Source organism: Pedobacter sp. KLB.chiD, from assembly GCF_047040275.1.
Classification (GTDB): Bacteria; Bacteroidota; Bacteroidia; order Sphingobacteriales; family Sphingobacteriaceae; genus Pedobacter.
In genome coordinates, this window is the sequence record NZ_CP178207.1 from 1,143,657 (window position 1) to 1,166,808 (window position 23,152).

16 protein-coding genes are annotated in these 23,152 nt (G+C 42.1%); 3 read left to right on the plus strand and 13 right to left on the minus strand.

Annotation, left to right across the window (positions count from 1 at the left end):
- Positions 1 to 1,127: 1,127 nt before the first annotated feature.
- The 3 genes from ACK1I8_RS04865 to ACK1I8_RS04875 all read right to left on the minus strand — a co-directional run bounded on the left by ACK1I8_RS04865 (position 1,128) and on the right by ACK1I8_RS04875 (position 9,264).
- Positions 1,128 to 2,048, minus strand: coding sequence for a type IX secretion system membrane protein PorP/SprF (locus ACK1I8_RS04865; RefSeq protein WP_412468214.1), 921 nt, complete (start codon positions 2,046 to 2,048; stop codon positions 1,128 to 1,130).
- A gap of 8 nt (positions 2,049 to 2,056) precedes the next feature.
- The gene (locus tag ACK1I8_RS04870) at positions 2,057 to 7,828 is read right to left on the minus strand and encodes a lamin tail domain-containing protein (protein WP_412468215.1); all 5,772 of its coding nucleotides are present in this window, start codon (positions 7,826 to 7,828) and stop codon (positions 2,057 to 2,059) included.
- Positions 7,829 to 8,643: 815 nt separating this feature from the next.
- Positions 8,644 to 9,264 carry an L-threonylcarbamoyladenylate synthase gene (locus ACK1I8_RS04875; RefSeq protein WP_412468216.1) on the minus strand — a complete coding sequence of 207 codons (621 nt, stop codon included), beginning with the start codon at positions 9,262 to 9,264 and terminating at the stop codon, positions 8,644 to 8,646.
- 124 nt (positions 9,265 to 9,388) lie between these two features.
- Here ACK1I8_RS04875 and ACK1I8_RS04880 point away from each other — a divergent pair, with 124 nt between their 5' ends.
- From ACK1I8_RS04880 to ACK1I8_RS04890, 3 genes are read left to right on the plus strand one after another with little or no spacing between them, the layout of a single operon-like run.
- Positions 9,389 to 9,646, plus strand: coding sequence for a type II toxin-antitoxin system Phd/YefM family antitoxin (locus tag ACK1I8_RS04880; RefSeq protein ID WP_412468217.1), 258 nt, complete (start codon positions 9,389 to 9,391; stop codon positions 9,644 to 9,646).
- Positions 9,639 to 9,893, plus strand: a complete 255-nt coding sequence (locus ACK1I8_RS04885) for a Txe/YoeB family addiction module toxin (protein WP_412468218.1) — start codon at positions 9,639 to 9,641, stop codon at positions 9,891 to 9,893. The genes ACK1I8_RS04880 and ACK1I8_RS04885 overlap by 8 nt, the downstream gene beginning before the upstream one ends.
- A gap of 10 nt (positions 9,894 to 9,903) precedes the next feature.
- Positions 9,904 to 11,565: an FMN-binding glutamate synthase family protein gene (locus ACK1I8_RS04890; protein ID WP_412468219.1), complete on the plus strand. Its 1,662-nt coding sequence runs from the start codon at positions 9,904 to 9,906 to the stop codon at positions 11,563 to 11,565.
- A gap of 746 nt (positions 11,566 to 12,311) precedes the next feature.
- On the opposite strand, the gene asnS is transcribed toward ACK1I8_RS04890, so the two are convergent.
- From asnS to lpdA, 10 genes are all read right to left on the minus strand, one after another.
- A complete protein-coding gene (asnS, locus tag ACK1I8_RS04895; RefSeq protein WP_412468220.1) occupies positions 12,312 to 13,760 on the minus strand; it encodes an asparagine--tRNA ligase in 1,449 nt (482 codons plus the stop codon).
- A gap of 122 nt (positions 13,761 to 13,882) precedes the next feature.
- On the minus strand, positions 13,883 to 14,872 hold the full coding sequence (locus ACK1I8_RS04900) for a transglutaminase family protein (RefSeq protein ID WP_412468221.1): 990 nt from the start codon (positions 14,870 to 14,872) through the stop codon (positions 13,883 to 13,885).
- Between the two features lie 101 nt (positions 14,873 to 14,973).
- Positions 14,974 to 15,909 carry an alpha-E domain-containing protein gene (locus ACK1I8_RS04905; protein WP_412468222.1) on the minus strand — a complete coding sequence of 312 codons (936 nt, stop codon included), beginning with the start codon at positions 15,907 to 15,909 and terminating at the stop codon, positions 14,974 to 14,976.
- Positions 15,910 to 15,919: 10 nt separating this feature from the next.
- Positions 15,920 to 17,368, minus strand: a complete 1,449-nt coding sequence (locus ACK1I8_RS04910; protein ID WP_412468223.1) for a circularly permuted type 2 ATP-grasp protein — start codon at positions 17,366 to 17,368, stop codon at positions 15,920 to 15,922.
- Positions 17,369 to 18,044: 676 nt separating this feature from the next.
- Complete coding sequence (locus ACK1I8_RS04915; protein WP_412468224.1) at positions 18,045 to 18,572, minus strand: ferritin; 528 nt, start codon at positions 18,570 to 18,572, stop codon at positions 18,045 to 18,047.
- A gap of 588 nt (positions 18,573 to 19,160) precedes the next feature.
- Complete coding sequence (locus ACK1I8_RS04920; RefSeq protein WP_412468225.1) at positions 19,161 to 19,520, minus strand: hypothetical protein; 360 nt, start codon at positions 19,518 to 19,520, stop codon at positions 19,161 to 19,163.
- A 211-nt stretch (positions 19,521 to 19,731) separates the two neighbouring features.
- Positions 19,732 to 20,313, minus strand: coding sequence for an N-acetyltransferase family protein (locus ACK1I8_RS04925; protein WP_412468226.1), 582 nt, complete (start codon positions 20,311 to 20,313; stop codon positions 19,732 to 19,734).
- A complete protein-coding gene (locus ACK1I8_RS04930) occupies positions 20,313 to 21,152 on the minus strand; it encodes an MBL fold metallo-hydrolase (protein ID WP_412468227.1) in 840 nt (279 codons plus the stop codon). Before ACK1I8_RS04930 ends, ACK1I8_RS04925 begins: the two co-directional genes overlap by 1 nt.
- Positions 21,153 to 21,219: 67 nt before the next feature.
- On the minus strand, positions 21,220 to 21,549 hold the full coding sequence (locus tag ACK1I8_RS04935) for a DMT family transporter (RefSeq protein WP_412468228.1): 330 nt from the start codon (positions 21,547 to 21,549) through the stop codon (positions 21,220 to 21,222).
- A gap of 205 nt (positions 21,550 to 21,754) precedes the next feature.
- Entirely contained in the window at positions 21,755 to 23,143 is a 1,389-nt protein-coding gene (gene lpdA, locus ACK1I8_RS04940; RefSeq protein ID WP_412468229.1) for a dihydrolipoyl dehydrogenase, read from the minus strand.
- Positions 23,144 to 23,152 lie beyond the last annotated feature (9 nt).

The following is a 23,152-nucleotide window of genomic DNA, read 5'->3' on the forward strand; positions in this document are numbered from 1 at the left end:
TTCCGGCGGAAATCTGCGAGGCCGGTAGCAGGGTGCGGATAGCGTGGAGCATAAACGATAGCTATGGATTGATTCTTGGAAACTGTGAGGGGCACGATGCATCGTCATCTCGACCGCAGTGGAGAGATCTTTTGAATTAGATTTCAATAACTCAGTTCAAAGATCTCTCCCCGCCTGTACGGGCAGGCATTTCGCTGCGCTACAGTTGAGATGACGCCTGGACTGATAGATTTTGTCATCCTGAGGTACGAAGGATCTTTTGATCTAAAGATTTGCTTCGCAGCGCCTACGGGTTCTTCACTGCGTTCAGAATGACAATTTTGGTTTGCCTTGGCCTCGGGTCTTGCCTCGGCTACCGATGAAAAATCGGTACAGGTCCACCGCCGCCGAGGGGCTCTTACCTTTTTTCAGTGGTTGTTTAAATTTTTAATGGTCTTCAAGCTTGCTTCGCAGGTTTCTTGATAAAAAGGTAACAAAACCTGAGCGCAGCGAAAGCATGCCTGCCATTAAAACAACAACAAACAAGGCATAACTAAAAGGCTTGGATCTGATGTTGGATAAATTCGTCAAAGCTTTGAGGTCGTCAGCACAAGCCCCGATGAAGGATCGGGGAGGGTGTGCTGCCTCTGGGCAGTGGTAGGTTGAAAGGAGGTGCAAAAGCTTTAACGTTTTCTCCTTCCATCATCTCCTAGGCCGGTAGCGTGGTGCAGATAGCGTGGTGCCGATAGCAGGGTGCAGATAGCATGGCGCATAAACATTATCCGTGGATCGATTCCTATGAAACTATGAGGGGAGCTCCCCTCCTGATTTAGGAGGGGCGGGGGTGGTTATGAAGAGTATTATAAAGATCCTTCGCTTCGCTACTATTGAAAGCCCCCTAAAAAAGTCGTCATTGCGAGGTACGAAGCAATCTTAAAGCGCTCGCTACTAGCGATAGTTGTAAGATTGCTTCGTCGTTCCTTCTCGCAATGACGATCCCTCGGATGACACAACAAAAAAGCCGCAGAGCCTGAGCATAAAATCTCAGAACCTACGGCTTTATTCGTTCGCGATTCTAATCTGATGATTATCGGATTTATTCTATAATGTGTAAGATGCTGAAATAAATTCAGCATGACGATTACATGTTAAGGTTTCTTACCAATATTTACCCTGATATTCACTTCAAAATCACCATCTGTATAACCGCTAATGGCTGAAGTGGCGGTATTGTAATAGGCCATGAAATATAAGGTTGATTTATAATTCATGCCGAAACCCACCGTAGCATTCTGTGTATTGTGGTACATGGCCATTACATACAGTTTATCATTGGCGAAATTCGCATTTAAACCGGCATCCCATAAATTTTTGTAATTTTTGATGCCCCTGAACACCCCTTTGGGCTCGAGGCTGATGCCATTTATACCCGACCCCAGCATGAACTTATAACCTATTGCCGAATAAAACGTTGATTTATCGGCGTAGTTCAAATCATCTTTCCTGAAAACCGAACGCATATTGGGCACGGCACCTTCAACGGTTAACCCTTTGGAGGTATAGGAAATACCAAAATCGCCATCCAGATAATAACCCCTGTCGTTAAAACGGGCAATAGAGGGATCGTTGATATCACTGTTTCTTACACTATTTAAATCCAGTTTATCCTGACTGGCACCAAAAGAGATCCCGAAATTCAGTTTCTGATCAGCGCTGTTTAAAGGCAGGTGATAGGCAAAAGTTCCCACGGCTTTGGTGCGCTGAATGCCACCTGATTTCTCGTTATAGATATTAACACCCCATCCCACCTTATTAACCTGCTGATCTAAGGTGATACTTTGGGTAATGGGTGCCCCCGGGATGTTTGACCACTGTTTGCGGAAACTGCCGTTGATGTTAAATCCTTCGTTAATGCCCGCCATGGATGGGTTAACGAGGTAACGGTTCTGGAAATATTGTGCGTTGAGCGGAAGGATCTGCGCCTTTACGCTGCAGGCAAATAAGGTACTGGCTGCAAATAGAAACGTTACGCGACGCATTTGCTTTATGTTTTTGGTAATTGCTTTCATGTCTGTAATTAGTCTCTGATGATGTTGATATAACCTTTAAATGTACCAATGCCCTTACCAAGATCGATAATGTAATAGTAAGTGCCTTCGCTTAGCGGACTGCCGTTTATGGTGCCGTCCCAATCGTTGGCATAGGTTTGTTTGGTGTATAAAATCCGCCCGGCCTTATCAAATATTTTTAAAGTGTTATTTGGATAATAATCGATGTTTTTCACAATAAATTTATCGTTATAACCATCACCGTTTGGTGTAATTACGGTACTGGCTTCCAGTTTGTAATCTTCCGTTACGGTAACCGAAATGGTCTGATCGCTTACACAACCACTGGCATTGCTTACAGTTACTTTATAGGTACCGCTTTGTTTTGGTCTGATGGTTGCCGATGCGGTGTTTTGTCCGCTGGTGATTTCGGAACCTGTCCATCTGTATTGCACACCACCTGTAGCCGTTAAAACAAGCGCATCGCCTTTAGAGATGGTTAACCCTTTATTGCTACTGATGGAAACCACCGGTAAAGCATTTACCGTTATGGTAGCTGTTCCGGTTTGGGGCTGGCCGCAGTTGGCATCTTTTACACTGACTAAATTATAGGCAAAAGTACCGGCTACGTTGCTTGGTGCAGCAATACTTACTGACGCGCTTGTTGCGGTAGTGCTTACCGTTTGGTTGGTACCGCCGTTGATGTTGTAGGTAAAGGTATAAGGTGCCGTTCCGTTTGCACCGGTAAAGGTGATGGCTGGTGTTGCTCCGTTTACACAAACTGCCGTTGTACCCGAAATGCCGGCCGTAGCGGTTGAAGTTACGGTTAACTTAAAGGTTCTAATGGTTTTATCCACTCCTCCAAAATCTGTTCCGCCATTATCCGTTACCGTAACTGTGATATTGGCCACTCCACTCACATTGTTTTTTAAGTGGTAGGTAATGATGCCTTTATCAGCTCCGTTTGCTGTTATGCTGAGCACATCAAACAGGTTGGCGTTATCTGAAGTGACAGCAAGTGTGGTATTTTGGCTGGTTTCAGGACCGGCAGAAATACCCGTTAAAGCAATATTCTGGTTGGCCGATGTGTAACAAACAGCTTGATTTGGTACAGTATTAATCGTCGGTGCACCATTGCCGAACAAATACCTCGTTCTGATCGGATAATGGTCGGTTGTGGTAGAACTGTAATTGCTTACCAGGCTTTTAACGCCATCCAAAACTTCGGCCGAGGCCGGAATGTAATTGAGGTTAAGGCTTTTGCTAATGATCACGTTATCGATGACGGTATTAAATCCGGCGGTTGATTGTTTTCCGGCTAAACTTAAAGGCAGGGTAACCGGGAAATAATTAGCGGCATCTAGCGTAAAGTCTGAATAAGAAGTACCTGTACCCGCCGGCATTGGGGCAATGGTTTTATTGGCATCCAGCACATCGTTAAAATCGCCGAGAATGATCACTTTTTTACCGGGAAGGTTAGCATCGAGCCAATCTTTTAACTGTTTGTTCCCCGCTTTTCGGCGGTTGTACGAATCAATCTGATCGGCAGTGGTGCCCGTATTGGCTTTGGCATGAATCTCAACGAAATAAACCGTATCCAGTTTATTATTGATCTTTACCTGGGCCTGCATCATATAAGGGAAACGGCCAGATGACCAGTTTTTATAAGGGCTGCCATCGGCACTGGTTGAGGGTACCGCTGGATTATAGGTATCTCTTAAAATGCCTAAGGTAGAAATGGGTTTAATCAGATCGCTGCGGTACATAAAAGCCAGTTTCTGTGCCAGTGGGTAATCGGCATCGGCTTTGTTATCGGCGTAAGATCCAAACTCGCTGAATACCACATTATAACCTGCTGGTAGAACCGTATTTTTAAATAGCGTAGTATCTACCACCTCTGCAAAGCCATAAATATCGGCATTGATGTTATTTACAATGGTTTTTACATTGGCAGCCTGTAAAGCATCGTTTGATGGATCCTGAGCCGGGCTACCAAACCATTCGATGTTCCAGTTCACCACTTCTAAGGTGTTGGCTACATCAAAAGTATTTCCGCTAAGGGCAACGGTTTTGTTTGCCGAACCTGCAGTAGCAATGGTTACATTACCTGTATAACTGGCATTCACCGCTGTTGGCGAAAATTTAGCATAAACGGTTGGCGAAGTATTGTTGATATCGGCTTTAGGGTAGGTAATGCTGCTGCTGTAGGCGCCGTTACTGGTTTTAGATAACGAGAAGTTGGCCGGAGCGGTTAAGGTAACATCACCGGTGAGGTTGCCTGCAGAAAAGCCAAAGCTGCTTGCCGTAGAGGTAGTGTTAGCTGCCTGAAAACCGAAATTGATACTGGATGGCGAGGTGCTGATATCAACCGCAGGTGGTGTATTCGAATTGGTTACGGCAAAATCATCCACCGTCCAGCGGCTGGCTGATGATGTGGTGGAGTTATATACAATAGCCACATAAACTGGTGTAGCTTTGTAGGCTGATAAATCGATGTTGTCTGATTTGGTCCATTTATCGCTACCGGTTTCAGGGAATTTTCCATCCAGGTTAGTCCATGTGGCCAATGCCGGATCGCCGGATCCGGAATAGTTAGTAGAAACTTTAAGCTGCAATTTATCTCCGGCGAAAGCTGATCTGGTCCAGAATGATAAAATGGCGTAATTGAATGATGAAATATTTAAGGCAGGAGAGATTAACCAGTCTTCGTTTAAAATATTACCTCCTGAATAGCCGTTGATCTGAACAGCATTTCCTGCGCTTGCCACCCCTGTAGGGTCGCTGGCATCATGCCCGAAGGTAGTGGTGCAGCCCCAGGTTTGCGGACCTGTTACGCTGTATTGGTAAAAACCATCAGAAAGTGCCGGACTGCCTACGGTTGTGCAGTTTTCAAAATTGAAAGCCGTTTGGTTAGGATCTACTGCCGGACCGGTTAATGACAGAGAAACGGCTGTTGCACCCGCGCTGTTATGTAAAACAGCACCGGTTGAGTTGCCCGCCACCGTTGGACTAAATTTTACATACACCGTTTGATTGGTGGCTAAATCTGCTACGCTATAAGTTAACGAGTTAGAAAAAGTAATGTTATCTTTCGAAATAGTGTAAGGTGCCGTTGTGGTTAATGTAGTGGCACCCGTTAAATTGCCGGCAGAAAGTACATAAGTTTTTGCTGCTGATGTGGTGTTGATGGCCTGGTTGCTGAACGATAAAGTTTTTGGCGTAACCACCAGGTAAGGGCCTGTTGTTGAAACCGGTTCGGTTACCGAACTGTTCTGCGGATTTGGTGCCCTTACAATAAAATCAGCAGCGTTGTTGTCACTATCGTATCCGTTACCGGCAAACTCTTCTGTTCCGCCAGTGCCCATGGTAGTGGCATCAGATGTAACACTTGCTTTTCTTTCAATGGATAAGGTATTGCTTGGTGCCGTTGCAGGAGCAGTACCTTCAAAACCATTGGCCGTAGCGCCAAAACCTACCAGATCGATAACGGCCGCTCCTGTGGGTAAAATACCGCTTTGTGCCGTTGTACTATTGCTTAGTAAAACCTTACCTGCGGTACCGCTCATGGTAATGGTGCCAATTTTATCAGGTGTGGGCAGGTTGGTGGTACCGCCTGAACCTGCCGCCTGCTGGATGAGGTAAAAGCCTTTTGGTGCAATGCTGCCCGATAAGGTAGTTACCTGCCATGAGGTTCCGGTTGCGCTGGCATATTGCACGCTCCATCCGGTTAAATCAACCGCAGTTAGTGTTGGGTTGTATAACTCGATGAAGTCGTTTTTGTATACGGCACCGGAATTGCCACCGCCACCATACACTTCAGCAATCACCACATGGTTAGCGCCGGTAGGTTCTTTGATGCTGCTGTTCTGAGGATTGGGAGCAGTCACTACAAAATCGGTACTGTTGTTATCGGTATCGTAACCGTTGCCATTAAATTCTTCTGCCCCGCCTACCGCTAACGTAGCCACTGTTGAGGTGGCGCTTGCCTTACGTTCAATAGAAGTGGTATTGGAGATTGCAGGCGTAGGTGCGGTCTCGAAACCGGTGGCCGTTGGACCAAAACCCACTTTATCTACCACGGCTGCGGTTGATGGGTTAGCACCTGTTAAAAGCACATTTGAATTGCTTAAAATTACTTTTCCGGTTGTACCCGATAGGGTTAAGGTTCCGGTAGCATCAGGCGCAGGTAAATTAACCGTGCCACCTGCTCCAACGGCTTCCTGTACCAGATAAAAACTTTTGGCTGGTATGCTGCCGGTTAAATCTGTTTTGGCCCAGGTTCCAGTTCCCGTAGCGTTTAAATACTGCACACTCCAGCCGGTTAAATCAACCGCGGTATTACCCGGGTTATATAATTCGATAAAGTCGTTTTTATAAGTTGCGCCGGTATTTCCGCCACCGCCATACACTTCAGAAATAACAACATGGGTGGCTGCAGCAGGCGGCGTGGTGCCTACACCTGCTGTAGTAATATTTTGTGTGCCTGCACCGGTACTCGAAATACTGATATTGCCTGATGCCGGGCCTGTAGTTGTCGGGCTAAAACGCGCATAAACTATTTTACTTGTAGCCAGCTCGGCAGCTGTGTATACCAATGAGGTGCTATAAGTAGTATTATCTTTTGACAGGTAAAAAGGTGCTGTAGTGGTTACATTTACCACATCAGTTAAACCCGTTGCACTTAAATTAAAGGTTTGCGCCGTAGAATTGGTACCCGTGTTTTGAGAACCAAAATCGAAAGCGGTTTGGTTTACGGTTAAAATGCTTGACAATCCGTTTCCGCTTACGGCAACATTAACAGGGGTTGCGCCTATACTGGTGTTGGTAATATTGCCGGTGGCATTGCCAGCCGCCGTCGGACTGAAACGTACGTACACCAGTGGTGATGCCGCCACTTCAGCTGTAGTGTAGCTAATGGAATTGCTGAAGGTAACATTGTCTTTAGAAACGAAGAAAGGTGCGGTAGCGTTCACCGAAACACCTGCACTTAAATTGGCACCACCTAAGGTGTAATTTTGTGCGGCAGAATTTGAGTTGATGTTCTGATCGCCAAAAACCAATGAAGTATTTGAAGCTGACAAAACCGGTGTAGCGGTAGCGCTGCCATTTGGTGTAATGCTGAAATCGTCGATCGCGTAAATGCCATCGCTTCCTAAATCGTCGGTATCGGTCCAGCGGATATAAAGTGTCGAACCATTGGTCCAGGTAATGGCGGTAATACTTCCTGAAATGGCCGTTTGGTTGGCAGGCAGGTTTCCATCAACGCCAGCTGCGGCGGTAGTGGTGGTTAACTTTTCGTTAAGGTCCATGCCGGTAAGCGGCTGCCAGGTGGCCGAGGCATCGGCAATGCTGGTGGCGTTAAAACTATATTCGAAATTCAGTTTCTCGTTAACGGTGGCGTTTGAACCGGTTCTCCATTGTTCCATTACGCCCGATAAATCGATTGAGGTTACCGTTGCGCCGGTATTGTTCTGGAATGCGGTACCAAACCGCGGTATCAGTGAAGCAGAGGCCAGACTTCCCAGGGCACGGTCGGCCGCCCCGGCTGTGCCTGCATTGTAAGCCGCGCCGCTGTTTGAGGACGTGGCGTACACCGCTAATGTTAATGCCGAACCAACGGCTGCGGTGTTTGTGCCGCTGGCTTTAACGGCACTCCAGCCGGCAACTGTTGAAGTTCCGCTTGCGGTCATGCCGTCGAAATTTTCTGATTTAGCGGTATTTAATGCCGTTAAGGAAACCTGAGCGGATAAATGATGAGCAAAAGCCAGAAAAAATAAAATGAGCAGTAAAGGTCTTTTCATGTAGTAAGTTTTGTTTATCACAAATGTATAGGCAATCGCCTTATTATCAGATTAATTTAATGTTAATTCGAAAGAATGTGGAAAAATAAATGTAATGCCGGGTAATTTTTTGGTTTTGCAGACGTTGGCAGTTTTTTTTTGTCAGGTTTGTAGATTATTCAGGAGAATCATTAGAAGAAAGGTCGTCATTGCGAGGAGGAACGACGAAGCAATCTTTTATGCCGGTAATCGCTTCCATAAAGATTGCTTCGTCGGCTGAAATAGCCTTCTCGCAATGACGAAAATCAGAAGGTTGTTGTTTAATTCTCCTATTATTTTTTATCGTTTTATGAAATAAATTAAATCGTCATGACTTTGGTTGGTGGCATGCTATTATTATTTTACGTCATTGCGAGGAGGAACGACGAAGCAATCTTTTATGTCGGTAATCGCGTCCATAAAGATTGCTTCGTCGGCTGAAAGAGCCTTCTCGCAATGACGAAATCAGAAGGTTGTTGTTTAATTCTCCTATCATTTTTTATCGTTTTATGAAATAAATTAAACCGTCATGACTTTGATTGGTGGCATGCTATTGATATTTTCCACTGATTTAAACAGATAAACGGGGATCTTATCATACAAAAGTTTGCCTCTGATAGTTACAGACTTTGTTCCTAAGCCTGATCCGATATTTATCGGATGAAACGAAAAGCCCGGAGCGAGGCACGAGTGAGGACTTGAAGTGTAAAGCAGGGCAGGAGGCCGCCACATGGAACGGGACCGTCCACTTCCAAAAAAGCAGATCAATTACACTTTTTATTCATACAGTAAAGCTTTTACAGATACTCCTCGATATTTCCTTTACCCTCACGGATCACTTCAAATTCGCCGGTGGTAAAATCGATTACGGTAGAAGCTTCATTACCGCCATAACCGCCATCGATAACCAGATCAACCAGATCTTCGTATTTCTCATGGATCAATTCGGGATCGGTAGAATATTCAATCACGTCATCATCATCTTTAATGGAGGTAGACAGGATGGGATTGCCCAGTTCTTTTACAATGCAACGGGCAATATTGTTATCAGGCACCCGGATACCCACCGTTTTTTTATTGGAACTAAGTAATTTGGGCACGTTGTTATTGGCGTTAAAAATAAAGGTAAACGGACCGGGTAGCGCTTTTTTCAATACCCTGAAAGTAGTGTTATCGATCGGTTTAATATAATCTGAAATATGTTTTAAATCGTGGCAGATGAAAGAAAAATTGGCCTTTTCAGGTTTTATCCCACGGATCCTGCAAATTTTTTCAATTGCTTTCGGATTGGTGATATCGCAGCCCAAACCATATATCGTATCAGTTGGATAGATAATCAGGCCGCCTTTTTTCAGCACTTCAACCACCTGTTCAATGGCCTTTTGATTGGGGTTTTCGGGATAAATCTTAATAAGCATAGTGTAAAAATAACAATTTAATACGTTTGTTGTTTAAATAACATTAATCTTAAACATTCTAAATATGTACAAATAATTGTACAGTTTTTTTATTATCTTTAATTTTGAATATTATTGATATCATATGGAAATCACAAATTATACCTCATTCAGGCAAAGTTTAAAGTCTTATTTAGATAAGGTTTTTACGAACCATACCCCCTTATTTGTTACGCGGGCAAAAGGAGAAGATGTTGTTGTGCTATCTAAAGCAGATTATGATAGTATGCAAGAAACCTTTTATTTGTTGAAAAGCCCAAAAAATGCCATTAGGCTTGAGCAAGGACTAAAAGACTACGAGAATGGTTTAGCCAAGGAGCAAGACTTGATCGATAATGATTAAATTGTTTCTCGATGGTGCATGGGAGGATTATCTCCATTGGCAATCGGTCGATAAATCGGTTTTGAAGAAGATAAATGCCCTGATAAAAGAAATCGAACGCACACCTTTTGAAGGTACCGGAAAACCCGAGCCACTAAAACATCAATATTCCGGATGGTGGTCGAGGAGGATTAATTTAGAACATAGACTTGTTTACAAAGTAGAAGATAACAAAATTATCCTCCTACAGTGCAGGTATCATACTTAACATTAACAACATGAGAAAAGCTTTCGTTGCCATTGCGGCATTTTTAATTGCCCTAACCATTATGCTGGGCCTTTATCATCCTTTTTTATGGTGGACTTTCATTTTTACGGGTCCTTTTGTATTGCTCGGTATCTACGATTTATACCAGCCTAAACACAGTATTGTAAGGAACTACCCTGTTTTTGGCCGCTTAAGGTATTTTATGGAAGAGTTAAGGCCTAAGGTATATCAATACTTTGTAGAAAGTGATACCAACGGAACGCCTTATAACCGGTTAAACCGTTCGCTGATTTACCAGCGGGCCAAAACCGATAATGATACGATTCCATTCGGAACTCAGTTAAATGTATATGAGAACGGTTATGAGTGGTTAAGTCACAGTATAGCGGCTATTTCGCACCACGAATTAAATTTAGATCCGCGGGTTACGGTTGGCGGACCGGATTGTAAGAAACCGTATTCTGCCAGTATTTATAATATTTCGGCCATGAGCTTTGGTTCATTAAGTCAGAATGCCATTCTGGCTTTAAACGGTGGCGCCAAAATGGGCAATTTTGCCCACAATACGGGCGAAGGTGGCATCAGCGATTACCACCGCCAGCCCGGGGGCGATTTGATCTGGCAGATTGGTACGGGTTATTTTGGCTGCCGTAATGAGGACGGTACTTTTAATTACGATGCTTATGCCGAGCGGGCACAAACTGATCAGGTAAAAATGATCGAGATTAAACTTTCGCAGGGGGCTAAACCAGGACATGGTGGTATGCTGCCAGCCAAAAAGGTGACACCAGAGGTGGCCAGGATCCGTTTGGTGCCTGAGGGTAAAGATGTATTATCTCCACCGGCACATTCGGCCTTTAATACCCCTATTGGTTTGCTGGAATTTGTCAAGAAACTGCGCGATTTATCTGGTGGTAAACCTGTAGGATTTAAACTGTGTATCGGCCGTAAAAGCGAATTTTATGCCATCTGTAAAGCTATGGTAGAAACCGGTATTTATCCTGATTTCATCACCGTTGATGGGGGTGAGGGTGGAACAGGTGCCGCACCGCAGGAGTTTTCGAATTCGGTAGGTATGCCATTGCGCGAAGGTGTGGCTTTTGTGTATGATGTTTTAAATGGTTTTGACCTTAAAAAGCATATCAAAATTATTGCCTCAGGTAAAGTGGCCACAGGTTTCGACCTGGTTAAAAATATAGCCCTTGGTGCGGATATGTGTAATGCGGCCCGCGGAATGATGTTTGCCCTGGGCTGTATCCAGGCTTTGGAATGTAACAGCAATACCTGTCCAACTGGGGTAGCAACGCAAGACCCCAGCCTGATGAAAGGTTTGGTAGTGGAAGATAAAGCCGTTCGCGTTAAAAATTTCCATAATCTTACCGTGGCTAGCGCAGTGGAGCTGCTCGGTGCTGCAGGTTTAAGAGAAACACATCAGTTAACCCGGGCTTATATTAACAGGCGCGTAAGCCCGAGTGTGATGCAAAGTTATCTGGAGACTTTCCCGTATATTCCGGCGGGTAGTCTGTTAAAAACACCTTATCCAACGCGTTACGAACTGGGCATGGCGCTAAGTACGTCAAAAAGTTTTGCGCCTACCGATTATAAGGTTTCGGCGGTAGATTATTCGCATGCCAATCCGTACGGAGATACCATGCATGAGGATGGAAGATAGGTTCTTTGGCAAAGTTTTAAAGGGCATAAGGCTATGTAAACCGGAACGCCAGCGTTTGGTACAGGCATAATTTTTTTTGAAAAGCAGGGGCAGCAATACTTAGGATGGTTCAGCTCCTGCTTTTTGCTGCAAGTCCTCACTACGCTCCGGGCTTTTCGCGTCAATCAGGTTTAGGTGGCTACAATAGATGGGGGATTAAAGGTTTAAATCACCAAACGTTCCTACGGAACGAAACGCCAATTTTACAATTGGCTACCCGTGAGGTGTGCCGATGAGACGGCCATGATTAAATTCCAAAGGTAAAACTGTTTAACCTGAGTTCGATTAATGTTTATGTATTCAAGTATTTAGCTATAAATACAGTTTTGTCAGCCTAAATATTCGAAGATTTGCAATAGTCAACAATAAGAATTTTTAATTAAAAGCTTGCCCATTACAGCTGTTAAAATCAGCGTCATCTAAAGCGGAGCAACGCATCCTGGAGAGATCTTTAAACATCTTTGAAAGATCTCTCCGCTACGGTCGAGATGACGATTTATATTAAGTTTATTCAACTACTTAATTTTAACTAAAACTGTTGCGTTTCCCTGTAGTCTGGAAGTAGTTGGTTAGTGACATTATACAAAAGGGTTCAAATTATTATAATTCAAACCCGTTAGTGGTACAATTTGTTTACCCTAAACCCTAAACCCTAAACCCTAAACCCTAAACCCTAAACCCTAAACCCTAAACCCTAAACCCAAAGGCTAAAATTCTGCGTTTTTCGGGAATCTCGGGAAAGCAATCACGTCGCGTATATTGGTCATTCCGGTTACGAACAACACTAAACGCTCAAAGCCTAAACCGAAACCGGCGTGTGGTGCCGTACCAAAACGACGGGTATCTAAGTACCACCACAATTCATCTTGCGGAATATTCAGGTCTTCCATGCGTTTGGTTAAGCGGTCTAAACGTTCTTCACGTTGCGATCCGCCGATCATTTCGCCAATACCGGGGAATAAGATATCCATTGCTGCCACTGTTTGTCTGCCTTCTGCATCCTGCTCATTCTGGCGCATGTAGAACGATTTAATATCAGCTGGATAATCCGTTAAGATTACCGGTTTTTTAAAGTGTTTTTCTACCAGGTAACGTTCATGCTCACTCTGTAAATCCGCTCCCCACTCATCAATCAGGTATTTAAACTGTTTCTTCTGGTTTGGTTTAGAAGATTTTAAAATCCTGATGGCTTCTGTATAGGTTAACCGTTCAAAATCATTCGCCAAGCAAAAATCAAGTTTCTCTAATAAACTCAGCTCGCTGCGCTCGTTTTGTGGTTTTTGTTTATCTTCCTCAACTAAGCGGTTATTTAAAAACTCCAATTCCTCTTTGCAGTGATCCAAAGCATATTTGATCACATACTTCATCATGTCTTCTGCAAGCTGCATGTTGTCTTCCAGGTCGGCAAAAGCAAATTCCGGCTCAATCATCCAGAATTCGGCCAGATGGCGTGTGGTATTTGAATTTTCAGCCCTGAATGTTGGTCCGAAAGTATAAATTTTACCAAAAGCCATAGCTGCCAATTCTCCTTCTAACTGACCCGATACGGTTAAGTTGGTGGCGCGGGCAAAAAAATCCTGCGAGAAATCAACTTTACCATCTTCCGTACGTGGCGGGTTGTCGAAATCCAAAGTGGTTACTTTAAACATTTCGCCTGCACCTTCCGCATCACTGGCTGTGATTACCGGGGTGTGCATGTATACAAAGCCGCGTTCGTTATAAAACTGGTGGATGGCGAAAGCCAAAGCGTGGCGTACCTTAAATACAGCATTAAAAGTATTGGTACGGAAACGCAGGTGCGCGATTTCGCGTAAAAACTCTAAGCTGTGTTTTTTAGGCTGCAAAGGAAATTTTTCAGGATCGCTATCGCCAAGGATTTCTACAGTGGTAGCTTTAATCTCAACCGTTTGGCCTTTGCCCAACGATTCGATCAGTTTGCCTGTTGCAGAAATGGCTGCACCGGTTGTGATTCTTTTTAACAGCTCATCTGGTAAATTATTAAAATCGATCACCACCTGGATATTGCTCATGCAAGATCCGTCGTTTAAGGCAATAAACTGATTATTGCGGAAAGTTCTCACCCATCCCATAACCGTTACTTCTGTGTCAAATGCTGTCGACTTTAATAAATCTTTAATTTGCTGTCTCTTAATCATATTGTTATTTGTAAAAGGCGCAAATTTAGAAAAAAAAAACGTATCAGTTGGCAGTTTTCAATACACAGTTTTCAGTTTTTTAGTGAGTAGTTTACGCCAAACTCCAAACGCTCCACTCCAAATTACTGTTGCTGTTGTTGCTGTTGCATGGCTTCCATATATTGCTGATAGCTGTTCTTTGTTCTGGCGCTGCTTATGGTTGCTGAAGGTTTGCTGTAATTCACTTCTTTTGGCTGGAAGTAGGTTTCCTGATCGTTTAAATCTTCATCATTATAACCTACCGATACATTAACTTCCATAACGTGTTCGAAGCCTCCTTTATAAACCCCTTTTACGGGTGAGCAATCGGCAAAGTTGCGGCCTACGGCCAGGCGGACATGGTTCTCGTTAGCGATGCAGTTATTGGTCGGATCTAAGCCCAGCCAGCCGTATTCGGGTAAATAGGCTTCGGCCCAGGCATGCGTAGCACCTTCACCGCGCATGCCATCTCTGTTGGGACAGATATAACCGCTTACATACCGTGCAGGGATCCCGGTTAAACGCAGCATGGCGGTCAATACATGGGCAAAGTCCTGACAAACACCTGCTTTAAGGTTCAGAATTTCATCAATGGTGGTATCAACTGCTGTTATGCCTTTAATGTATTCGAAATTGTTGAACACGTGGGCGCAGTATTTTATAGCGGTTTGGTAAGGGGTATCGTCAGTTCCTTTTATATCCATAACTGTTTCCTTTAACTGGGTTATGCCGTCAAAACTTTCCTGCCGTAAATAATCGATATAGGGTACTTCAAATTTTAAATTGTTTAAACTGTTCCATTGCTCGCTACTGAACATATCATCCTGTGGCAAGGGTTTTGGAAAAGTTTCTACGCTTACTTTCGAGTAAATTTTGAGTTGGGTATGCGGTTCGTTTTGGGTAAAAGTACCCACCTCGTTCCCATAATAGTCAATAAAAATTTCAATTTCAGGGCTGCCGGATATATTCAGGTCGTGTTTAATTACTTTCTGAAAATCGTCTTTAATCGGAAATAAAATAATCTGGTTCGCACTATCCCGGACAGGCGATTCATATTTGTAATTGGTGATATGTTTGATTTTGAAAACTGGCATATGGGTTGTAGTTATTTATATGTTATCGCAGCTAAACAGGATAAACACAGATGTGAAATCAGTAAAAAATGGTTGTGTTAATCTGTGGGTAAACATTTAGTTTATGAATTTGCGAAATAATACTCATTTAAAAGATTTCCGATCCCGAAGAGTTCGGCCCTGATTTCGGTCAGGTAGTGGTGTAACTGCTCCTCGTTCATGGTATTGACCGAACTATATGTAATCATACTCTTCAGGCGCCCGATTTTGAACGACAGGCTGTTATAATGTTCGATATTGCTTTCGCTCTTTAGCCGGTTAAAGTATCGTTCTATATTATTCATAGCATACAATGCCGAACGCGGAAAATCGTTGTTGAGCATTACCAGTTCGATGATATTTTTTGCATCAAACCCTTGCCGATAGGTTTTCAGGTATAATTCATAGCCGCCTAATGACAATAACAAATGTTTCCAATAGGAAATATCGGTTAAGAGATCGGGGTTGGTGCTCACCGAACTGAATTTAATGTCGAGGATATCAATAGATTGGATACTTCTTTCCAGGTGCTTGCCGATTTTCATAAAACTTCTGCTTTCTCCACGTTCCATTACACTGTCGGCCGTTCCGTGATAGAGCATTATCTGTTTGATCAAAATGTCCAGTGCGGTAATGGGATCATCCTTTTGTACGTACCACAATAATTTCTCGTCTTTAACCGCATGGTAATATTCATTTAAACATTGCCATAAATCTTTTGGGATGTGTTCCTGAACGCTCCGTGCATTCTCACGCGCAAGCGTAACGATGTTTAAGATCGAATTTGGATTTTCCCGGTTTAACAAAAGGTATTCGATCACCGCGCGGCTATCGTGCTGGATATTCAATAGTTCGTTTTCGTCATCAGAAGAAAAAATCCTGATTACGGGTTTCCAGGTAAATTCCTGTATCGTATCCTGTGAGGAAGCGTAATTTATTTTCAACATGCGCAGCATACCGTCGCTGCGCTCAACATATCTGCTTAACCAATATAGGCTTGATGCTACTCTGCTTAACATATTGTATATTCTAAGAAGTTAAAACCCAGGTATCTTTACTGCCGCCGCCCTGCGAGCTGTTTACCACCAGCGAACCTTCTTTTAAGGCCACCCTGGTTAAGCCTCCCGGTACAATTGAAATACCATCTGGTCCGTTTAACGCAAACGGGCGGAGGTCAATTCTGCGCGGAGCCAGTTTTCCATTGATAAAGCAGGGCGCGGAAGACAGACTGATGGTAGGTTGGGCAATAAAGTTGCGTGGATCTTTTAAAACCTCAATTTTGTACGTTTCAATTTCCTGCTCGCTGGCTGCGTGGCCCATTAACATGCCGTAGCCACCACTTCCATTGGTTTTTTTAATGACCATGGTATTGATGTTTGCAAACACGTAATCAAGCTCATCCTGATCGCTGAGCTGGTAGGTAGGTACATTCTTTAATATAGGTTCTTCATTCAGGTAATACCTGATCATATCGGGTACATAGGTATAAACGGCCTTATCGTCGGCTACGCCATTGCCTACCGCGTTGATAATGGCTACATTGCCTTTTCGGTAAGCACCCATCAGGCCAGCTACTCCCAGTACGCTGTTCGGATTAAAAACCAAAGGATCAAGATAGTCATCATCTACACGGCGATAAATCACATCCACCTGCTGCAGCCCGGTAGTGGTTTTCATAAATACCTTTTGATTTTTAACTACCAGGTCGCGGCCTTCTACCAGTTCTACCCCCATGAGGCGGGCGAGGGTAGTATGTTCATAATAGGCTGAATTATACATTCCCGGACTTAACAGTACAATGGTAGGATTGGAAACTGCCCTTGGTGAAAGGGCCATCAGATTTTTGTACAGGATGGCAGGATATTCGGTTACACTCCTTACACCACATTGCGGAATCAGATCGGGGAATAACCTTTTGGTAATTTCCCTGTTTTCGAGCATGTAACTTACCCCCGAAGGCGTACGCAGGTTATCTTCGAGTACATAAAATGTTCCGTCATGATCTCTGATCAGGTCTATCCCTGCAATATGGATGTAGATATCGTGCAGTACATTCACATTATGCATTTCCCTTAAGAAATGTGGACATGAATAGATAACATTTATGGGGACAATTTTATCTTTTAAGATAAATTGATTGCTATAGACATCTTTTAAGAAGAGATTGAGCGCTTTTAAACGTTGTTTTATTCCTTTTTCTATAAAACTCCATTCAGAAGAGGTGATTATCCTGGGAATAATATCAAAAGGGAAGATTTTTTCGATTCCTTCGCCACTATCATATACAGTAAAGGTGATGCCTTGACTCATAAATAACTTTTTAGCAAGTTCTTCCTTTTTGTTTAAGTTTTCGAGAGACTCTTTAGAGAAATTATTGATGAAATTTGTATAGTGATTTCTGTAATTTTTACCATCTAAGAACATTTCATCGTATGTTTTAGGGTGGTTAAAGTAATTTTTTATAAAATCTTCTATCATTTCGGTTAAATATTTCTTTAAATTATCATTTTTAGTATAAAATAAACAACTTTTTCATGTTAATATTTAATATTCATGCTATTTCTGTCTGAATTTATTGCATTTTATGTCTAAAATTTAGTTTTTTAATCCTTTTTTGATGAAAAAAAAATATTTTTTACTCAAAATACTTGCTATTATGGATAAATTTTGTACTTTTGTAATGCTCGTTAATTATTATTATATATTTGGTTTAAAAAAAGCGCTGGCAACGGCGCTTTTTTTATAAAAACTACAAGACTTATTCATAATCAACATAAACCAAACAACCTAAACCAAGAAAGCTCCGGAAAACCGGAGCTTTTCTTTTTTAAAACTTTCCTAACTGATAAATGGACTGAGGTTAAAGGGAGAAATATTATTATTTCGGTATAGGGATATCGTCATCCCCGCGAAGGTGGAGATTTAATACCATAAGCTAATCATCACTTTTAAAGCTTTCTCTCCGCCTGTACGGTCAGACCTGTCCGCACAGGCGGCATTGGGACCGGAATAACGAAACTTCGGAATTATAGCAATCGTGATCCTCGCATATTCATTTGATTATGATGCTTTAGCATATCATTGCTATTGAAAAAAAATGAAATAAAAAAAGCTACCCAATTCGGATAGCTTTTTAATATATGTTTTGTTGTTGTTATTCTTCTGAATAGGAGATTTTATTAACATGTTTATCAATTTCCCATCTTCCGGTACCTTCTTCACCGATTACTTCGAACAATTCTAAGGCTCTGCGTGCTTTATATTCTTCTTCGCGTTGCTCTTTCAGGAACCAGTTCAAAAATTCCATGGTTACGAAATCCTGTTCTTTGTGGCATCTGGCTGCAATATTTTTGAAACTCTGAGTGATCGCGATTTCTGCTTCCAACGCATCTTCGAAAACTTCTCTGAAACTTGCGAAATCTGTTTTGATTCCACTAACCTCCGGAGAGACGGCGTTTCCGCCCATGTCCAACACATATTTGAACAATTTAAGTTGGTGTACCCTTTCTTCTTCAGATTGCTTTAAGAAATAATCTGCCGAATAATCGAATCCATTTTGGTCACACCAAGATGACATGGATAAATATAGTGATGAAGAATGAGCTTCTTTTTTGATTTGCTGATTTAATAATGTTTCGATATCCTGGGATATTAAACATTTGATACGCATTAGATCTTTCATATTTCTGTACTTTAATAACAATACAAATGTAAACTGAATTTGTTCTGAATGCTAATTTATTTGCAATATGAAATTAGTCTAAATTGCTGATAATTAGTTATTTGTAATCAGTTTAAATAACAGATTAGTGAAACGAGATTGGCCGTATTAATGACGGGATAACGCCAAACGGATAATGGCTGGAAATCAACAGGATGACAGACGGTTTTCAGTTGGCAGTTTCAAATGCAGTTTTCAATTTCCCTTGAGGTCGTCATCCTGAGTTTAGTTCAGGATCTCTTTATACAGATACTGAAGCAAGTTCAGTATGACATGCTGAATGAAATTGATCGAAAACGGATGTAATTGATACAATACAATTTCCAATTGGCCATATCCAGTACAAAAACATCTTTTTCCTCTAATTTATCATCCCGAATGCAATGATGAATCTTTTATGATGCCAGAAAGATCTCCTTATTATCGATCATTAACAATTAAACAAGTCATTTTAACTCAGCAATCAAATTCAGGAGGAAGTGATGTATAGAAAAATCAATTAATGGTTAACTTGATATACCAATAAACAAATGACTAATGAACCAATAACTAGCAAACCAGTCTATAAAGACAGTCGCTAATGATGTGATTAAGCTTGAACATGGTAAAGGTACCTTGCAGTAAATCTTTTAAAGCAATAATTTCGAGTGCACTTAATAAATAGATGTGTTCGCAACCGTTAAAGGTAACCAATTCGAAATCTGCTTTATGGGTATTTAAAAGGAGAGCTTCAACATCAATCTGTTCTACTACAGCTTTTAATTTTTGAAGCGAAAGGCAATTGTAACGTGCAAACTTGCCGCCAAAATCTACATAAAAACAGTTTAATCTATCTGATTGATAAATTGAACCATGGGTATTTGAGAATACGTTAACGAGTTGATTAATATCTATACACGCTTTTTCCATCGGTTACAAAAATTGGTATTATTTAGATTAAATACAAATAAAATGCGAAAAAAATGTTTAGTTTTTGGTGGGTAGCGTCTGGTGTTAAGAAAAGCGTGATCGATAATAATAATGTTGATTGCGATAGGGGGAAAGGTTTGCGTGGACTTTCTCAAGTTTAATTTCAGCTATTTATGATTTTTGCGATCTGTGAATTGTTTTCTTCTGACTTTTAGTTGAGTCTGGATTGATAATTCGCTTGCGGTTTAAATATCAGGTGATAATAAAATCCGCCCATAAATTCTTTTTCATTTTGGATTATAAAGCCCATTTGCTGGTAGAGCTTCAGGGCACGCCCGTTATTTTGTTCAACCAATAAAGCAATCTTTTGATGGCCTGATTGTTCTCCCCAGGCCAGGCCTGCTTTAATGAGTTGTTTGCCTATGCCTTTGCCCTGGGCACTGGCATTTACACTTATGCTATCGAGATAAAACTCGCCAATTTGAGTTTCTGTGCCTGAATCGGTAACATCCGCATCAGGCTGATTCAGATAAGATAAAAAGGGTTTTCTAAGTTCAATCAGTTTTGCGCCATCATAAGCGGTTATTGAACCAAGTACTTTTCCTGCTTCTTCAAAAACTAAGGTATTTTCATAGCTATACTGGTTGCCCTGCTGTTGAAAGAAATGCTCAAAGATGTCGTATATGGTTTCCTGATCTTTGGTTTGGGTTAACTTTGGTGCGAGCTCGCCCATCGCCTGGAGTAACAAAGGAACAACTTGCGAGGCATCTTCCGGTTTGGCAGGCCTGATCATTATATCTCACTTAGTTTAAAAGTTTCTGCCACCCGAATGCCTTTTTCCGTACGTTGTAAGGTACAGCATTCGTTAACGGGATCATGCTCAAGATACAAGATGTAATTGTTTTCTACCGCTTCTTCCAAAAAAGCTTGTTTTTCGGTTAAGGTTTTTAGCGGAAACATATCGTAGGCCATTACATAGGGCAGGGGCAGGTGACCTACTGACGGTAAAAGATCTGCCATATAAACAATGGTTTTACCTTTATAATTGATTTTAGGCAACATCATGGCATCGGTATGGCCGTAAGCGAAAGTGATATTGATATCTTTCTGCCATGCTATATTCTCTTGTTCAGCCACAAAATTAAGCTGTCCGCTTTCCTGAATGGGTAAAATATTTTCCTTCAAAAATGAAGCTTTTTCTCTTGCATTGGGTTCTACCGCCCATTGCCAATGTTTTTCATTGCTCCAATATTTAGCATTTTTAAAAGCTGGTGAAAGTTTTTCGCCTGCTCTAACAATGGCACCTCCAACATGGTCAAAGTGGAGGTGTGTCAGGAAAACATCAGTGATATCTGTCGTTCCGAAGCCCAGCTTTGCCAGTGATTTTTCCAGGGAATCGTTGCCATGCAGGTAGTAATGGCTAAAAAACTTCTCATCCTGTTTATTTCCGATTCCGGTATCCACTAAAATTAACTGATTGCCTTGTTCTATCAGTAAACAGCGCATGGCCCAGGTGCAAAGGTTATTTGCATCAGCCGGATTGGTTTTTTGCCAGATGACCTTGGGTACAACGCCAAACATGGCACCACCATCTAATTTAAAAAAACCGGTATCTATAGTATGTAATGTCATCGCCGTTGATATAATAATAGTAGGCGCTAAATTTATGATGTTTTAGGCGAAGGGCGAAATTGTTCTGCTAAGATGATTTGTCTGGTGTGACCAGTTTTAAACCTACAATAGATAAAATTAAAAGGCCGATGAAGAAAATCCGCCAGAAATTAGCGTCTTCTTTAAAATAAAATATGCCGACCAGAACTGTTCCGACGGCACCGATTCCCGACCATATGGCATAAGCGGTACCTAACGGAATTTGTTCAATCGCTTTGGTTAGAAAAACAAAACTGATGATAACACAAACCACGAATCCTGCAGCCCATTTCCAATTGGTAAAACCATCTGATAATTTTAATGATGTGGTGAAACCCACCTCGAAAAGCCCGGCAATAACTAGTAAAATCCAATGCATAATATATCCCTTATTTAAATAATCATTTATTAGCTAATTACCGAACACATAGTCGCGTTAAATGTTTTAGGAATATAGTAGGTCGTATTTATATTGATCGGCAGAAAGGTCGCAGCAGACGGTGCCCAGCCATAAAATTGTTTAGTGGCTGCAACGAAAAAAGCCCCAAAATCTTCGGGGCTTTTCAAATTTTTGTTAATTATAATTACAAATGGATCACTTCTCCGTAAGCATCAGCTGCAGCTTCCATAATCGCTTCGCTCATGGTTGGGTGAGGGTGAACAGATTTGATCATTTCATGTCCGGTAGTTTCTAATTTACGGGCCACAACAATTTCGGCGATCATTTCGGTAACGTTGGTGCCGATCATGTGTGCACCTAATAATTCTCCGTATTTAGCGTCGAAAATTAATTTGACAAAACCATCTTTGGCACCGGCAGCACTTGCCTTACCTGATGCAGAAAACGGAAATTTACCGATTTTTAATTCATAACCAGCTGCTTTAGCCGCTTTTTCGGTATAACCTACCGAAGCAATTTCAGGTGTGCAATAGGTACATCCCGGGATATTGTTGTAATCTAAAGGCTCAGCATGCTGACCGGCGATTTTTTCTACACAAATAATTCCTTCTGCAGAAGCTACGTGTGCCAGTGCCTGGCCACCTACCACATCGCCAATGGCATAGTATCCTTTAACAGAAGTATTATAGAACTCATCGGTAACAATTTTACCTTTTTCGGTTTTGATACCTACTTCTTCTAAGCCAATGTTTTCGATATTGGCCACGATACCTGCTGCAGAAAGGACAATGTCGGCTTCAATGGTTTGCATGCCCGAAGCTGTTTTAACAGAAACCTTACAGCCCGCACCGCTGGTATCAACAGATTCAACACTTGCCGAGGTCATTACATCGATACCAGTTTTCTTTAAACTGCGTAACAACTGTTTTGAAACGTCTTCATCTTCAACCGGAACCACGTTTTCCATAAACTCTACAATGGTTACTTTGGTACCCATGGTCGCATAGAAATAAGCAAATTCTACGCCGATGGCTCCAGAACCTACCACCACCATGCTTTTTGGTAATTCAGGAAGTACCATGGCCTGGCGGTAGCCGATAATCTTTTTACCATCCTGTTTCAGGTTAGGTAATTCCCTTGAACGGGCACCGGTAGCAATGATGATATTTTTGGCACTTAGTTCTTTCTGGGAACCATCTGCACCCCTAACTTCTAATTTGTTTCCTGGTTTTACCTTACCGGTACCCATAATTACGTCAATTTTATTTTTTTTCATTAAAAATTGAACGCCTTTGCTCATACCATCGGCCACACCCCGGCTGCGTTTTACCACAGCAGCAAAATCTGCCGTTGCACCGGCCGTTGTGATTCCGTAATCAGCAGCATGATTAATATATTCGAAAACCTGAGCACTTTTTAAAAGTGCTTTAGTAGGGATACAGCCCCAGTTTAAACAAATACCACCTAATGATTCACGCTCAACAATGGCAACTTTTAGTCCCAATTGAGAAGCTCTGATCGCAGCTACATAACCACCGGGGCCGCTGCCTAAAACAATAACGTCGTAATTCATCTGTTTTTT